The following is a 16,439-nucleotide window of genomic DNA, read 5'->3' as shown; positions in this document are numbered from 1 at the left end:
TTAACACAAGCAAAAAAATTGACACATAGCAACAAATGCAATATGCGTTCCAATTAATAGCTTATTTTTATGAGAGCAATTTTAATGCTTCAAATCGTCTGGGATTGGTAAATCTCGAGTAAGTGCAACGGGTCTTTTCCCTTTGCCCTTTTGAAAACGATTCAGCTGAAATACATAAGCAAGTACCTGTGCAACCGCAGTAAACAATTGTTCAGGGATTTGATCACCTACTTCTGTGGTGTGATAAAGTGAACGAGTCAATACGGGTGACTCCACAATCGGCACTTCATTTCCTTTGGCTATTTTCCTAATTTGCATCGCAAGTTCATCAACCCCTTTTGCAATAACTATAGGCGCTCCCGCTCGTTCAGTGTCGTATTTAAGCGCAACCGAATAGTGAGTAGGGTTGGTCACAACAACATCTGCATCTGGTACATCTTGCATCATACGTCGTTGCGACATTTCTCTTTGTGTTCGACGGATCCGCGCTTTTATCTGAGGGTCACCTTCTGAGTTTTTGTATTCATCCTTGACTTCTTGCAGCGTCATTTTTAGCTGCTTATGGTGATTATAACTTTGATAAGGGGCATCAATCGCTGAAATAATGATCATAGTGCAACTAAGTGCTAAGAACATCCACGCAATGATTTCTAACGCATGCTCTATACTCGATGGGATTTGCTCAATACTCAAGTGTAATATTTCGTTAAAATACATATTGATAAGCAAGATTGCAAAGCCAGCTACTAATACAAACTTAAGAACGGACTTCAATAACTCTATGGCCGCTTGCGGGCCTAACATTCGCTTCAATCCCTTCATTGGGGACATTTTACTTGCTTTTGGAGCGGCTGCCTGCCAAGAAAAGTTAAAGCCCCCGAGTAACGTATTCCCCACTATTCCTGCAATTGCGATGATAAAAACAAACATGGCCATTGGAAATAGCAGTTCAGCAGCAATATCTCCCCACACAGCAAACATCTTGGTTGTGTCGTAGGTTTCATTGCGATTAAGCGACAACATTCGCCCCATAACATTGTAGAGCGCCTTCCCAATTCCAGGCCCATACAAAAGTAGAGCTATTGCAGAAAACAATAACACAAACGTCGTGCCGAGTTCTTTTGAACGGGCTATTTGGCCCTTCTTCCTAGCATCGTCTATTTTCTTGGAGGTGGGTTCTTCGGTGCGTTCTTGACCGGAATCTTCTGCCATTTCAGACTCCTATACCGTGCAACCAATTAGATCGCACATCAGCTCTGTCATTTTGAGCCATTGAAATTCAAATTGTGCTAAAAAATTACCCAATGTCGCCCAAATAATGGTAAGCCCTGCAACTAAGGTAAAAGCAAACCCCACAGAGAAAATGTTCATTTGAGGCGCGGCTCGAGTCATAATCCCAAATGAGATATTGATAATCAACATTGCAGTTAATGGAGCTAATGCAAGTGCAAGAGCCGTAGAGAACATCCATCCCCCCCAATTAACTATTCGCCAAAAATTGTCTACCGCCCACCAGTTCCCTGCAATGGGAAAGCTTTCAAAACTATACACAACCATTTGGATCATCATCAGATGGCCGTTATAAACAAAAAACAGTAATGTCGCTAATATTAAATAGAACTGACCGACAGCAGGTACACTCAACCCATTGGCCGGATCTACTACAGATGCGAAACCAAGACCGGTTTGCATAGCAAGGATTTGACCCGCAATGATAAAAGTATTCAGAAGTAGCAATGAACCAAACCCAATAGCTACCCCAGTGACCATTTCTTGAATAACAACTAAAATCATCGAAAAGGAGAACAAATCGGTAAATTCTGATTTGGGCAAAACGGGGACCACGGCAAAAGTGACGACCACGGCGAGTGCAAACTTAATTCGGGCAGGTACACTCTGTGCCCCAAGCCCCGCCATTACCATCATCATTGAGCTTATCCGCACCAGTGGAAGTAAAAAATCACTTAGCCACTGCATGATTACCGCAAAGGTGAACTCCATGATTAGCCTGCAATTTCAGGGATGCGCATCACCAAAGAGGTAAAATAGTCCATTAGTTCTTGAGTGAGCCAATGGCCGCCAATGATCAGCGCAAGGATAGTAATAATGAGACGAGGTAAAAAGCTTAATGTTTGTTCATTAATCGATGTTGCTGCTTGAAACACAGCAACAACTAAACCAACTAGAAGCCCAGGTACTACAATCGCCGCCACCAGCTTGATGACTAAAAACAATGCATCACTTAAGATATCAACAAAGACTTCTGGTTCCACATTACACCCCCAATCCGAAGCTTCTGGCCAGTGTACCCATGACCAAACTCCAACCATCGACGAGCACAAAAAGCATAATCTTAAACGGCAAGGAAACTATCATTGGAGATAACATCATCATACCCATGGCCATCAAGACACTGGCTACGACTAAGTCGACTATCAAAAATGGAATAAAGAACATAAAGCCGATAATAAAAGCCGTTTGCAGCTCGGATGTAACGAAAGCCGGAATAATAACGATAAACGGCGTGTCTTCAGGGCTATCAAGCTTGTCATAACCCGCTATCTTGGCAAAGGTTTCAAGGTCTTTAATTCGAGTTTGTGACAGCATAAAGGCTTTCATCGGTTCTTTAGCACGTTCAAGTGCTTGGATTGACGTGATTTCTTCCTTTATGTACGGCTGCACCGCCTCATCATTTATCTGCGAAAATATGGGTGCCATTATAAACAACGTCAAAAACAACGATAAACCGAGTAAAATTTGATTCGATGGCGACTGCTGCAGACCAATCGCCTGTCTCAAAATCGCAAGCACAACAATTATTCGAGTAAACGAAGTCATCATGATAACAGCTGCTGGAATAAAACTCAGCGCTGTCATAATGGCGAGTACTTGAAGTGTCACTGAGTACTCTTGAGAGCCATCAGGGTTTGTTGTAACGTTTATTGCTTCTATCCCTTCTGCAGAAGCTACCCCAGAAAACAGTAATAAACAGAGTATCAGCAATCTAATCATGACTTTTCTTATTATGGTTATTGGCTACTCGCCCTTTGCCCGCTAAAAACTTTTGTAACTCATTTGCAAATGGTGTTCGGCTAACATCATCTAACGGTGTTTCCAACTGGTATAAGTAGTTGATATTATTTGGTGTTACTCCAAGCAAATGCTGCTTTTCATCCAATTCGATAACCAGCAAACGTTCTTTCGTACCGAGCGATATACTGCGGATCACCTTAAAGTCTTTCTGGTTTACAATATTGGGATTTAAACGTTTTAAAACGAACGCTAAGCCTAAAATAAGTAGGATCACCAACATCAGAGACAACCCCATGGAAAGTAGCTCTGAGCTTAACCCCGCGGTACCTGCCCCTACAGAAGATTTAGGTACTGTCTCTGAGGTTGTTGCAGTGACAGCCCGTGTATAAAAAGCGATGCCAAACACTGCTAAAGACCAACCCCAGCGCATTAACGTAGCTTTTTAATACGCTCAACCTGACTAATGACGTCCGTTAAGCGAATACCAAACTTGTCGTTTACTACAACCACTTCACCGTGCGCTATCAATGTGCCATTAACAAGCACATCTAACGGTTCACCGGCCACGCGATCAAGCTCAACAACAGAACCCTGATTTAGCTGGAGTAAATTACGAATATTAATTTTAGAACGGCCAACTTCCATAGAAATGGTGACTGGAATGTCTAAAATGGTATCGAGTTTACGTTTTTCATCTGACGATAATGCAGGCGCTGAATCTTTGAGTTCATCTAACTCTGCAACTTCTGGCTCACTGCCACCTTCGGCACCTTCGGCTTCAGCGAGTGCTGCTGCCCATTCGTCCATAGTATCTTGATCATCGCTCATTGGATTACTACCTGATTAAGTTAATTTGTTGTCCATAATTAGTCTCACGATTTTGCCTATACAAGTCCGCGACTACCAATCTAAATCTACACCTTCGGAAAGATGTAGATCTTCTTCTAATTCTGCCAGTTCAGCATCAGAATCGAGCTTTTTACCACCTTTGGTAAATACATGAAGCTCAGACTTAACTGATTCTGGACGTTTAATTTTTTCACTGATCTGTAACGCGACATTGTCACGAGAACGGCCCATTTTTGCTCTAAACGTTGGCAATTCCTCAATAAAAACCGTTACATGTTCTGGCATTTCGACAGGAATAACATCACCAGCTTGAAGCTTCATTATTTGCTCAAGCGATAAGTCAACTTCCAGTAGCTGGGAAGAAATCTCAACTTCTACATCCATAATCTCATCACGAAGCGCCTTACTCCAACGCAGATCGGTATCTTCAGTATCTGATTGAACACCAGCATCGAGTAACTCTCGAATAGGTTCCAACATAGAGTAAGGCAGTGAAATATGGAAATCGCCCCCTCCACCGTCTAACTCGATGTGAAAAGAGCTAATCACCACCACTTCTGTCGGTGACACAATGTTAGCCATCGCTGGGTTCACCTCTGAGTCGAGGTATTCAAATGACACATCCATCACCGGCGCCCAGGCTTCTTTGTAATCTTCAAAGATGATTTTAAGGAGCATCTGCACGATACGACGTTCCGTTGGTGTAAACTCACGCCCCTCTATCTTGGCATGATAACGACCATCCCCACCAAAAAAGTTGTCTACAAGAATAAAGACCAGACGCGCTTCCATGGTTATCAGGCCAGTACCTTTTAGCGGTCTAAAGCGCACCATATTCAAGCTGGTAGGAACGAATAGAGTATGGATATATTCGCCAAATTTCAGCATTTGTACGCCATTGATAGAGACCTCAGCGGTGCGGCGCATCATGTTAAAAAGGCTTATCCGCATATGGCGGGCAAATCGTTCATTAACGATTTCAAGCGTCGGCATTCGCCCACGCACAATCCTATCTTGAGACGAAAAGTCATACTGTAAGGCACCTGCACCTTCGCCGTCACCACCGTCGCCGATTTCGTCTTCTTCGACTTCATCTACACCATGGAGTAGCGCATCAATTTCGTCTTGGGATAATAAATCGCTCACAAATACTACCTTATTGCATTACAAAGCCAGTAAACAACACACGTTCGATTACTTTGCTACCTTCAACCCCTTCCATCGCAGCTTGGACTTTATCTAGCGCCGTTAAGCGCAAAGTTTCTTTACCTGCACTCGTACTTAGCTCATCAGCCGTAGTCGTTGAAAACACGCTCAGTAAAGTACCTTCAATCAAGGGAATATGCTTCTTTGCTACTTCCTCATTAACATCACCGCGAACCAACAGCTGAACTTTAATTTGCACGATTCTATCGCGACTGGCACCTGGCACATTAAAAACAAAAGGGCGAGGCATAGCAACGTACAGTGCGCTCCCCATTTGCGCAGCGCTACCTTGCTCCGCTTTAACTTCGCTTGCTGTTGTTTCTTCCGCAAGGGATTCTTCTGGTGCGTCTGAGCCTGAAAATAAGAAAAACCCTGCGACACCGCCGAGTACCAATACCGCCGCGGCAATAATGATAATCAGCTTTTTCTTAGAACCACCCGTTTCTTCTATTTCTAAGTCGGTTTCTTCAGCCATAGCAAGCCCTTATGATCTTTATTAATTACAATAATAGCAGGTGTTAGGCATAGTAATCTATTGCAGAATCAGTATTTCTCTTTTGCGGCGATTGTGAATTATCAGACCCCCCCAATTCATCACCTAGAGTTTGCTGTCCACTCGCATTGCCACCAGCAGTTTGCGACTCTGATTCAGTATTTCCACCTTGCTGATGTGATATTTGGCTGTCACCCAGCTCAATACCCTGCTCAGCTAACATTTCTCTTAGTCTTGGAAGTGATTGCTCTAACAACTCTTTAGCTTGCTGATTTTGCACCACAATATTCACTTGAGCCTGCTCTGCATCGCTTTTTATCCGAATTTGCATCGCCCCTAGCTCTGGCGGGTCTAAGCGAATTTCAGCTTCTTTATTGTTAAGATTAAGCATCAGCCCTACCCGTTGATGAAGCTCTTTAGCCGCATCTTGACGCGCTATGTTAATCGCCTGTTGAAGATTAGCATCTGTTGCTTGTTTTGTCTGTGTTGTACTTTGGTTTGTTGGCTGAGACTGTTGAATTTGCTGAACTTCTTTCAATGTTTGGTTTAGTGAGCTTGTGTCTTGCGATGCACTTACAGGGCTTGCTTCAGGCTTAGCTGGAGTTGGTATCGCTGTTGCGGTATTGGCCGATTGACGCTCATTTTTGACAGCCTCTTTCGCGATGCTTGCTTCCGCTTGCATCAGCTTACTATTTTCTTTATCAACTACCTTTTCACTTATTTGTTTTTCTAAGTTCTGTTTTTCTGAACTCTGCTTCTCTGCAGCCAACTTTTCATCGCTAGTCAATTTATTTACAGCTATATTTTTTTCAGCACGTTCACCCTCTTTAACTACCACAGCCTGCTGCTCACTATTGTTAGACTTTTCTTGCGTGCTATTTACATTAAAAGACGCTTGAGTAGTATTTTTAACATCTGTAGCAGCTTCTTGCGGCGTGTTTGTTGAAGTTTGTGTTACGACAGAGGATGGCACAAATGCTTTAAACGGCTGTACATTTGCGATATCAACACCTTTACCAATTAACTGAGCTACGGCTTTTTGTACAGCCGGTGACGCATCGTAAATATCCAGCTTACCAGCCATCACGGCTTTTAATTCTTGTTGTTGCTGTACGGTCAACTTTTCTACCATGGTTTGCACATCTGTAGTGCTTTTTGTACTTACTGCGTTTTTGTCTTTCGCAGTTTGTGTACTAGCCTCAGAGACGATTTGCTTTGTCTCTGATTGCTTAGCTTCAGATGAGGAAACCGATTGAGCAAGCTCTGATTTCTTAGCGGCTAAGAGTTCTTTCAGTTGCGCGGTTTCAGACTCATCTTCAACTTGAGTCCCAACTGACTTATCAGCACCTAGATCCCGCTTTTCTACGTTTGTATTGGTAACCAAGGCTTGAGTGCCAGTATCCTTTTGCAACTTAGGCTGTAATATTTGCTCTTCAGTCTCTGCGCTGTCGTTTCTTAACGAAGGTTTAGCAACCTCACCGTCTGCGTCTTGACTATCCAAAGAAACGGTTGGTTGTAGCAAAGTATTTGTTTTAGTGCCGGCGTTTTCAGTTTGGCCTTTCCCCCCTCGAATGAGTGGACTGGCTTCGTCTTGTAGCGGCTCCTGAGATGGCGCACTATCGCTAGCTACAACCTCTTCATCAGTCAAAGAAGCATTGCCCAATGCTTCTTTGACTGATTGCGCAATTGCTGTTGGGGATTGGCTCAATGAAGTGCTCTGCTGTTTTGCAGCGTTGATCTGAGCATACAAGTCATTATCCGGGAGATCAGGAAGCGGTTTGTCCACAACTACCTGACCTTTGTCAGTGTAGCTAACAGTAGAAGTTGGTACTTCTCCTTGCTGCTTAGAAGAAGAGGCTTGTGCTTTACTATCTGCCTGCGGAGCATCATCTGATGCGACTTCGCTATCTATTGGCGCATCCAGATCTAAGGTTACAGGATCTGCAGATTCTTTTACCTGCTTGCTTGCACTCTCTTGTTCCGCTAGCTCAGCCATTAAAGCACTAAACCCAGAGCCGCCCTCAGAACCCTCAGCATCCATATCTTGGGATTTTTCTTTAATATCAACCTCGTTACTGCCTCGTTGCAGCATGGATGCAAGCATTAGATTCATCTTAAAGCTACCTCATAAAGTGGCAATGTCCTGCCGTTGTAATACACCGTTAAAAACCAACACTATGAATATTAGTGACTTTTACGAGTGAACTACCTAAATAATAAAACGCTAATTATTACGAAGCATATTTCGAGCCAACTTACCAAGCACGCTCTCTTCGTACAAACTGATTCGTTGCAAACTCATCAAGCATCTTTTGCTCTGCTTTGGCAAGACGAGTTTGCTTCGCGAGGGCTTGCTTCTCGATAAGCTTTTCAATTGCCTTCGTTTTAGCCTGTTGCGCTAGCCATAGCTTGCGACGTTGTTCAACCACCTGCTTCGCGGTGTTGACCGTTTTTGCTTGCTGATCAATTGCCTGCTCAATCTTATTAATAAAGTTATGATATTGATTGAATCCGCCACTAGACAGACCAACTTGTGCTTTACTATGAAGCTGCATGCTGTATTCCAGACGAAAATCGTTTAGTCCCGATAACCGTTGTTGGTTTGTTGCTAAGTGCTGCTGGGCTTGAACAAAGTTCGCTCGAAGGCTATCTTCTTTGTCTTTTTCTAGCTTAAGCAATAAAGTCAGTTTGTTATTTGCCATTATGCTTGTCCTAGTAGCTTAGCGAGGCCTTGTAAACACTCGTCATAATTGATCACGTCTTTCATGCCTTGCTGAAGGAAGTTATTCACCGCAGGCATCATATTTATCGCCTGATCTAACATCTGATCACTGCCACGTTGATAAGCACCTAAGGTGATCATGTCTTTATTTTGCTGGTACATTGAATAGACTTGTTTGAGCACTCTGGCTTGCTGCATATGTGCCTCTGATACCACTTGAGGCATGACTCGACTAATGGACTTTTCAATATCTATCGCTGGATAATGACCACTATCGGCAAGCTCTCGTGATAACACAATATGACCATCCAAAATAGCTCGAGCAGCATCGGCAATGGGGTCTTGCATATCATCACCTTCACTCAATACCGTAAAGAATGCGGTAATTGAGCCTTGTCCTTCACCACCATTACCTGCGCGCTCAACCAATGCTGGGAGCTTTGCAAACACGGAAGGCGGATATCCTTTTGTGGCTGGCGGCTCACCAACCGCAAGCGCTATCTCACGCTGTGCCATGGCATAACGCGTCACCGAATCCAGTAATAACAGTACGTTTAATCCTTGATCGCGGAAATACTCCGCAATAGTCACTGCACTCTCACAGCCTTTTAAGCGCATCAGCGGTGAGGCATCGGCGGGAGCGGCAACCACGACGGAGCGGCGTCTACCCTCGACGCCCAAAATCTCATCAATAAATTCTTTCACCTCACGACCGCGTTCACCGACCAAGCCAACGACGATAACATCCGCCTCACTGCCTCGTGTCATCATGCCAAGCAGTACCGATTTACCCACACCACTCCCTGCAAACAGACCCATACGTTGGCCTTGACCCACTGTCACGATCGAATTTATCGCGCGTACACCTACGTCCATTGGTGAGTCGATTGGACGCCTTGCAAGTGGGTTAATGGGCGCTGCGGCAAATTTCAGATGCTTCTCAGCGTCAATGGCTCCAAGGCCATCTAGTGGCCTACCAAGTCCGTCAACCACGCGGCCAAGTAGACCCATTCCGACAGGTAATCCAGCATCCTTAACTTTTGGGATCACTCGCGCTCCAGGAAGGACGCCTGTAATATGATCGTTTGGCATAAGGTAAAGCGTTTCTTGATTGAAACCGATGACTTCTGCATCAATAAAACCGCCCAGTGTCTCGATTTTACATTGGCTGCCGACGGGAGCACTTAGCCCCCTAGCTTCAAGGGTGAGGCCAACCACACGGGTGAGGCTGCCTGCAACCGCAACCCCATATGGTTTAATAAATTTCTGATACTTACTGATGCGCTCGCTCATAGCAGCAGATGTCGACATGTTCGCAATTACCTTAGGAAGGCATCGTTATCCTGATTTGATTGCTTCGCTTATCTAGATAACAGTGCAGTATTATTGGTTTATACCGCTATCTTGCAAAAATGATTCCAACACTTCGCTAATACGGTTCTTAAGCGTCATATCAATGGATGACTGTGGCGTTTTCACCTCGCAGCCACCTCTGTCCAACGTCGGCTCTGGAAGTAACTGCCAATGCTGTGATTGTATATGTTCTTCGCCGTACATGACTTGCACTAAGGCCAAATCTTCTGGATGCAGATGGATGCGTACTGTTTGATCTTTGACAGGCAACGCGTCCATTGCTTTTTTCAACGCGTTTAAAATGAGGTCAGGCGTGGTCTTAAGCTCTTTAAAAATAACCTGCTCCGCCAATAAATTGACAAGTACAACCAGCTGCTTTTCACACTCATCATCAACCTTTTTCAGTGGCGTTTGCATGCCATCTAGTATAGTGGATAGCGCCTTCATCCTCTCTTCAATAAGCGGTTGTGCTTCCTCAAGTCCCTTTTCTTTACCTATTTCTACGCCTTCTTTATAACCGGCTTCTTTACCTTCAGAAACCCCTTTGTCAAAGCCTTCAATATAGCCCTGCTCATGGCCTTGCTTTATTCCTTCGTCGTAGGCGTCCTGGCGGATCTGCTCTAACTCTTCAATGGTCAAAGTAGGAAATTCAGGCTCTTGTGGCTCAGGTTCGGGGTGTGCCTGCTTTTTCGTATACAACTCTTCAAGCGGTGTACCGAATGCGGTCGAACGACCGCGGAATTTTTCGGGCTTATCCGTAACATCTGGAATAGGCCAGTTTTCTAATAACTCATCCAGCGCTTCGGTGCTGACTGGGCGGCCTTTATACAACTTTTTATCGACCATGGTTTATAGGAACTCCTCACCACCACCGCCACCAAGCATAATTTCGCCTGAGTCAGCCAAACGTCTAGCCGTTGCCAAAATTTCTTTTTGTGCAGCTTCCACTTCACTGATCCGCACTGGAGGCATAGCCTCAAGGTCATCTTGCATCATCTCAGCAGCACGCTTAGACATATTCTTCATAATCTTTTCTTTTAAAGATTCGTCCGCGCCTTTAATTGCTTTCATCAGTACGTCTTGCTGTACTTCACGCAGAATAGCCTGGATACCTCTGTCTTCGACATCCATCAAGTTTTCAAACACAAACATGAGGTCTTGAATTTGTTGCGACATTTCTTCGTCATGTTCTCGGATTGAATCCATCAACTGACCTTCAATATTGGTATCCAAGTAGTTCATGATATCTGCAGCGGCTTTTAAGCCACCCATTTTCGCTGCTTGTGCACCAGCTTGACCAGCGAACTGCTTCTCCATGATCTCGTTGAGTTCTTGCAGTGCCGCAGGTTGTACTTCTTCTAAGTTTGCAATACGCATTGTTAAATCTAAGCGTACTTTCTCAGGAAACTGAGACAAGATTTCGGCGGATTGCTCAGGCTCGAGATAAGACAATACAATCGTTTGGATCTGCGGGTGTTCGTTGCGGATAATATTGGCAACTTGCTTCGAGTCCATCCACTTCAACGAATCCAACCCTTTTGCACCGGAGCCCATAACGATTTGGTCAATAAGACTTGCCGCTTTGTCTTCACCAAGTGCTGCGGTTAGCGCCTTCTTAATGAAATCTTCCGATTGGAAACCAATTGTACTAAAACTTTGAATTTGTTCGATAAACAAATTGTGCACAGCTGCTATTTTAGCCTGAGATAGGTCATCCATGGAGGCCATTGCCATACCGACCTTTTGCACTTGTTTTGGCTCTAAGTGTTTCAAAATCTGAGCCGCATCTTCTTCAGTCAAACTAAGCAGTAAGATGGCAGCCTTGTCGACGCCATCTAGCTTGTCAACGTCAAAGGCTGCGGGCAATTGTTTTTGTTCTTGATCAGTCATCTTCTGTCAACCACGCTTTCACAACTTGTGATGAGAGTTCTGGTTCGTTAGCAACTAGGGCACGTACTGCTTTGAGTAAGTCCTCGTCGCCATGTAAGTCTGGCAATTGTAATCTACCGTCAGAAGAGAAGCCAACCGCAGACTCATCGAATTCGTTATTTAGCATATCGAGTGTACTGTCACCTAAATCTACACCACTGGTCAACGCATCTTCATCAAAATCTTCTAGCGTATCATCTGGGTAAATTAGACGCTTAAGCATAGGTCTTACTACCGCTAAGATTAGCACAATGATCACTAAGGTACCTGCTGCAAGACGGATTGTCTTTTGGAACCAATCTTGCTCCCAAAGTGGTATCTCTTGCATTTCAGTGAGGTCTTCACGTACGAATGGCACAGTCACTACCTCTAGCGCATCACCTCGCTGCATATCAAAGCCCACACCACCTTGTAGCAAACGACGGATGTTATTTAACTCTTCTTGCGTACGCGGCGCCATTGCCATGTTACCTTCAGCATCAGGTTTTGCGAGGTAGTCAACGGCCACACTCACACTGATCCGGCGAATAACTCCTGTTTGCTGGCGTTTATGGCTAATAGTGGTATCCAGCTCATAGTTACGGGTTGCTTCTTTTTGATTGCTGCTTGGTGTTGCACTTTGACCATTGCCGCCTTGCCCAGCAACCTCTGGGATATTCGAGTTTATGGGAGGTTGATTAGTCAGTGCCCCCGGAATACCTACAGCTAAACCACCAATATTATTTTCTTCATACGTCGTTTCGCTACGAACCGCAGGTAAATCTGGGTTATAACGTTTTTGCGTTTCTTCAACTGCGCTGAAGTCCATCGTTAAGTCAACCTGCGCGGTAAAGTTACCAAGACCTACAGTTGGGATCAGGATGCTATCAATTTTTTCTAGATACTCTTGTTCACGCTTACGTTCGATTTCATACTCTTTTCTCGAGCGTGCAGCTAAAGAGTCTTGAGAACCAGAGTTGAGTAGACGACCGTTTTGATCGGTGACGGTCACGCGTGAAGGTTCTAGGCCTTGTACCGCTGATGCCACGATGTCTACGATTGAATCAACTTCTTCGCCGCCAAGCGTTTTGCCACGTTTAAGGGTAATAACTACGGTTGCTGAGGGCTTTTTCTCGCGACGCGCAAAGACGTTTTCTTTTGGTATTGCAAGCAACACTTTTGCACGATTTACGTCTTGTAACTCTTCAATTGTTCTTGCAAGTTGTTGCTCACGGCTATGCTTTAAGCGCTCTCTTTCAAGACGTTGGCTAACACCAAAACCCATATCTTGCATCAGAATATCAGTGCCAGAACTCGGAGACTGGGTAAAACCGTCACGCGCCATGCGTAGTTTTATGTCTTGATAGTCCGACTCAGCGACTAAAATGGTATTACCATCTAATTGGTATTCAATTTTTTGTTGGTCTAAAAAGTCTAACGTTTCAACGAGTTCTTCTGTTGGATATTTACCAAGTGGGCGCATATCTGGTTGGCGCGCCCAAATGATAATAAAGATTGCGATTGCTAAACAAATAGCAAGGGCAATAACCAGAGTAACCTGGCGCAACATATCAACACCGCTTAGCGCACTGAAGTAGCCTGATTTTTGCTCTTGTTGCTCATCCGAACCGCTGTCATTATTCAGCGCTGCATCGGAAAGCGTAAGATCTGTTGATTGATTAGTAGCCACGATTACTCTCCACAGTCACTCAATTAAACTGGCATGCTCATGATTTCTTTATAGGCCTCAACAAGTTTATTACGAACTTGCACTGTTGCCTCAAAAGCGACCGACGATTTTTGTTTCGCTATCATGGCTTCTGCAAGAGAAACGCTTCTGTCACCCATTTCAACAGCGGTGACTTTTTGTTTCGCTTCTTGTTGTAAGCCATGAACCGTATTAAGTGCGTCTGAGAGTAAATCGCCAAACTGAGCCGACGAAGATGCCGCAGTCTTAACCGGCTGCACTGATGGCTGTGTGTTTCTCGTCGCTTCTGCAGCCATTGCCTGCATTTCTTGAAATAGCGCTGATGATTGTACTTTCATGATGCTTTACTCAAAATAACTCTTAGTTACCTGTAATAAAGCAGAAAACGTGCCAACTTAAAACCCTTTATTTTCAGCATCTTATAATATTTTAATCATGTCGAAAAATTGGCAGTGCATAGAAGTGAAAACTAGGCGCCTAAAATCTGCTGATCTTTATAGGCGCCTGAGTAAATTTGAATTAACAGATAAAGCTTAACCTGAGGTTTGGAAAAGAAATAAGCTAACTCATTGTTTTTAAGCTCAGGTATCTTAGGCTAAGCGGGTAACGCAATCCCTAAATCTCGCATTTTTGCCAGCTTGTAGCGAAGTGTGCGAGGACTCATACCCAATACCTCCGCCACCTCTTTACGTTTTCCATTAAACTTTGCCAGTGTATCTAAAATAATTTGGTGTTCTTTATCCTGTAACTCATCTTTATAGCTAATGATCTCATCCTCACCTTGAGAGCGCTCCATTAAAGCTGATGCTTCATGATTTACAAGTGGTGCAGACTCAATCAAAGCCATCGGTGAGAAATTTTCGATAAAAATATCATCTTCTTGAATTTCATTACCTTGGAACAAAATCAGGGCACGTTGAATAACGTTATCTAGCTCTCTTACGTTTCCAGGCCAACTGTGCGAACTGAGCTTGTGCTTTGCACCGCTGCTTAATATAGGTGTTGGCTTGCCTGCTTTTTGCGTATGTCTTACCAACAAATGCTCGGCTAACACCGCGATATCACCCGCTCTATCCTTCAGTGACAACCACTCTAGCGGGAAAACATTGAGGCGATAATATAAATCTTCTCTAAATACCCCATCCTCCACCGCTTCTTTTAAATCGCGGTTACTGGTTGCCAACACTCTGACGTCCAGTGAAATGGTTTTTCTACTGCCTAAACGCTCTACTTCCCGCTCTTGTAACACGCGAAGTAATTTTGCTTGTAATCCCAAATCCATCTCTGTGATCTCATCAAGCAAAATCGTTCCCTTTTGTGCTTGTTCAAACTTACCTGGACACGCCTGAATGGCACCTGTAAATGCCCCCTTTTCGTAACCAAACAGGGTCGCTTCGAGCATATTTTCTGGGATTGCAGCGCAGTTAATTGCGATAAAAGGCTCGTCTGCTCTGTCGGATTTATCGTGAATATAGCGAGCCAACACTTCTTTACCTGAACCGCTCGGTCCAAGTACCATAACGCTGGCATCCGACTTAGCTACTTTTGCAGCCAGTTCAAGTAGTTTAATACTCTTTGGATCGGCAACAATGGGGCCGTCTGTCTCTTTTTCCTTCTCAGGTAGATAACGTCCAACCATATTGAGCAATACTTCAGGCGCAAATGGCTTAGCCATATAGTCGATGGCACCCAATCTCATCGCTTCAACCGCATCATCAATGGTCGCGTATGCTGTCATCATCAATACCGGTAATTCGGGATAGTTGAGTTTAATGGTCTTTAACAAGTCAAGCCCACTCATGGCACCCATTTGCACATCACTCACCACCAAAGAAAAGGTTTCCTGCTTTAGCAATAAAACGGCTTGTTCCGCACAACTTGCTTCTACGCACTCGATATTTGAAAGCTGCAATGTATCGATGAGTGCTTCTCTTAAACCAGCATCATCTTCGACAACTAAAACTCTGTTACTCATAGTTCCTCCGCCTCAATTAGTGGTAGTACCAAGCTAAAACGCGCACCCTTACCTTCAACATTGTCTGCCTGCGCAAACCCTTTGTGCGCGTTAGCGACCGAATTAACCACCGCAAGTCCTAGCCCAGTCCCCTGCGACTTAGTTGTAAAAAATGGTTCAAACAACTTGTCTACTAAGGTTTCATCGATGCCAGGTCCATTATCAACAACTGAGATACGTACATACTCGCCACACGGCTCGCGCTCTGCATTAAGTTCAATGTGTGCCGCACTGCCAATTATTTGAATACTGTTGTGGATCAGGTTTTGGATCGCACTTGCAAGCGCAGTACGATTACCTAATATTTCGATATCTGGCTCGGGTAAAAATGCTTCCAATTTTGCTTGGTTAAGCTCAACCATAGCGTCAGCACCCGCTTTGACTTCACTTAATAATTGTTGCATTGACACTCGCTCAACCACTTGTTGTTCACCGCTTTTAGCAAACAGCAGCATGTCATTAACTTGGCTTTCTAAGTCTTTTAGCCGAGACATCAACTTATCGTGAAACTTTTCTCGAGAAGCCGAAGGAAGATTAGCTGCACCAAGATTTGCACCATATAACATCGCAGCCGATAACGGCGTACGCACTTGATGCGCCAATGAAGCAACCATTTTTCCTAACGCACTTAACCTTTGCATATGCGCAACACGGCTTTGAAGCCGGCGCGTCTCGGTGAGATCTGTCATTAAAATAAGTTGCCCAGGTTCTGGTGTTAGCGCGGTTATATCTAACTTAATTCTTCTGCCATCTTTAAGAGAGACTTCATGACCATCGTCCTGCTGTGGTCGAAATGAACGCTGAATAACGCTAAACCACTTTTCACCTTCGAGTGGTTCACCCAACATATCCATCGCGATTTGATTTGCCTTGGCAATCATACCTTGACCATCAAGTACCACGACACCCGCAGGCATAGTATCAACAAGATGACTTAACCAACTCGCCTGCTGCCTAAGGTCGCTTAGCTCACCTACGTAGGCTTCTTGCAGCAAACAGGGGTTGTAGCGATTCGTCGTTGGTACAAATTGTGGATTAATAACATGTGCTAATGCCATTTTTCCGCTCTCTTAAAAATAAACTCAATGGATAAAAGCAAAAAACGATCCAACTTTATATTCCATTTAAAACATAGAGTTACATAACACTTAAC

The 16,439-nt window shown here is 44.2% G+C and carries 17 protein-coding genes; all 17 read right to left on the bottom strand.

Going from position 1 to position 16,439, the window contains the following annotated elements; translation table 11 throughout:
* Positions 1-81: 81 nt before the first annotated feature.
* The 17 genes from flhB to MHN30_RS03275 all read right to left on the bottom strand — a co-directional run bounded on the left by flhB (position 82) and on the right by MHN30_RS03275 (position 16,344).
* Positions 82-1,212, bottom strand: coding sequence for a flagellar biosynthesis protein FlhB (gene flhB, locus MHN30_RS03355; protein WP_069018764.1), 1,131 nt, complete (start codon positions 1,210-1,212; stop codon positions 82-84).
* A 9-nt stretch (positions 1,213-1,221) separates the two neighbouring features.
* Positions 1,222-2,001, bottom strand: coding sequence for a flagellar biosynthetic protein FliR (gene fliR, locus MHN30_RS03350; protein ID WP_045989540.1), 780 nt, complete (start codon positions 1,999-2,001; stop codon positions 1,222-1,224).
* A 2-nt stretch (positions 2,002-2,003) separates the two neighbouring features.
* Positions 2,004-2,273, bottom strand: a complete 270-nt coding sequence (gene fliQ / locus MHN30_RS03345) for a flagellar biosynthesis protein FliQ (protein WP_039492511.1) — start codon at positions 2,271-2,273, stop codon at positions 2,004-2,006.
* 1 nt (position 2,274) lies between these two features.
* Positions 2,275-3,012: a flagellar type III secretion system pore protein FliP gene (gene fliP / locus MHN30_RS03340; RefSeq protein ID WP_010369122.1), complete on the bottom strand. Its 738-nt coding sequence runs from the start codon at positions 3,010-3,012 to the stop codon at positions 2,275-2,277.
* Positions 3,005-3,463: a flagellar biosynthetic protein FliO gene (gene fliO / locus MHN30_RS03335; protein WP_039492513.1), complete on the bottom strand. Its 459-nt coding sequence runs from the start codon at positions 3,461-3,463 to the stop codon at positions 3,005-3,007. Before fliO ends, fliP begins: the two co-directional genes overlap by 8 nt.
* On the bottom strand, positions 3,463-3,861 hold the full coding sequence (gene fliN / locus MHN30_RS03330; protein WP_010369124.1) for a flagellar motor switch protein FliN: 399 nt from the start codon (positions 3,859-3,861) through the stop codon (positions 3,463-3,465). The genes fliO and fliN overlap by 1 nt, the downstream gene beginning before the upstream one ends.
* A 72-nt stretch (positions 3,862-3,933) precedes the next feature.
* Complete coding sequence (fliM, locus tag MHN30_RS03325) at positions 3,934-5,028, bottom strand: flagellar motor switch protein FliM (protein ID WP_010369125.1); 1,095 nt, start codon at positions 5,026-5,028, stop codon at positions 3,934-3,936.
* Positions 5,029-5,038: 10 nt separating this feature from the next.
* On the bottom strand, positions 5,039-5,563 hold the full coding sequence (gene fliL, locus MHN30_RS03320; RefSeq protein WP_039492515.1) for a flagellar basal body-associated protein FliL: 525 nt from the start codon (positions 5,561-5,563) through the stop codon (positions 5,039-5,041).
* Between the two features lie 43 nt (positions 5,564-5,606).
* Positions 5,607-7,694: a flagellar hook-length control protein FliK gene (locus tag MHN30_RS03315; protein ID WP_239358239.1), complete on the bottom strand. Its 2,088-nt coding sequence runs from the start codon at positions 7,692-7,694 to the stop codon at positions 5,607-5,609.
* Between the two features lie 142 nt (positions 7,695-7,836).
* Entirely contained in the window at positions 7,837-8,283 is a 447-nt protein-coding gene (fliJ, locus tag MHN30_RS03310; protein WP_010606358.1) for a flagellar export protein FliJ, read from the bottom strand.
* Entirely contained in the window at positions 8,283-9,614 is a 1,332-nt protein-coding gene (gene fliI / locus MHN30_RS03305) for a flagellar protein export ATPase FliI (protein WP_017218040.1), read from the bottom strand. Before fliI ends, fliJ begins: the two co-directional genes overlap by 1 nt.
* A 72-nt stretch (positions 9,615-9,686) precedes the next feature.
* Positions 9,687-10,502, bottom strand: coding sequence for a flagellar assembly protein FliH (fliH, locus tag MHN30_RS03300; protein WP_239358229.1), 816 nt, complete (start codon positions 10,500-10,502; stop codon positions 9,687-9,689).
* A 3-nt stretch (positions 10,503-10,505) separates the two neighbouring features.
* A complete protein-coding gene (fliG, locus tag MHN30_RS03295) occupies positions 10,506-11,546 on the bottom strand; it encodes a flagellar motor switch protein FliG (protein ID WP_010369151.1) in 1,041 nt (346 codons plus the stop codon).
* Positions 11,539-13,257 (bottom strand): flagellar basal-body MS-ring/collar protein FliF, encoded by a 1,719-nt coding sequence (gene fliF, locus MHN30_RS03290; RefSeq protein ID WP_096040862.1) that lies wholly within the window; start codon positions 13,255-13,257, stop codon positions 11,539-11,541. The genes fliG and fliF overlap by 8 nt, the downstream gene beginning before the upstream one ends.
* Positions 13,258-13,277: 20 nt before the next feature.
* A complete protein-coding gene (fliE, locus tag MHN30_RS03285; RefSeq protein WP_010369155.1) occupies positions 13,278-13,610 on the bottom strand; it encodes a flagellar hook-basal body complex protein FliE in 333 nt (110 codons plus the stop codon).
* Positions 13,611-13,867: 257 nt separating this feature from the next.
* A complete protein-coding gene (locus MHN30_RS03280) occupies positions 13,868-15,247 on the bottom strand; it encodes a sigma-54 dependent transcriptional regulator (protein ID WP_239358227.1) in 1,380 nt (459 codons plus the stop codon).
* Positions 15,244-16,344, bottom strand: a complete 1,101-nt coding sequence (locus MHN30_RS03275; protein ID WP_095728221.1) for an ATP-binding protein — start codon at positions 16,342-16,344, stop codon at positions 15,244-15,246. The genes MHN30_RS03280 and MHN30_RS03275 overlap by 4 nt, the downstream gene beginning before the upstream one ends.
* Between the last annotated feature and the right edge of the window lie 95 nt (positions 16,345-16,439).

This window comes from Pseudoalteromonas sp. OF7H-1, from assembly GCF_022347825.1.
Classification (GTDB): Bacteria; Pseudomonadota; Gammaproteobacteria; order Enterobacterales; family Alteromonadaceae; genus Pseudoalteromonas; species Pseudoalteromonas maricaloris.
The sequence above is the reverse complement of the archived record's forward strand: the minus strand, read 5'-3'. Positions and strand labels throughout refer to the sequence as shown.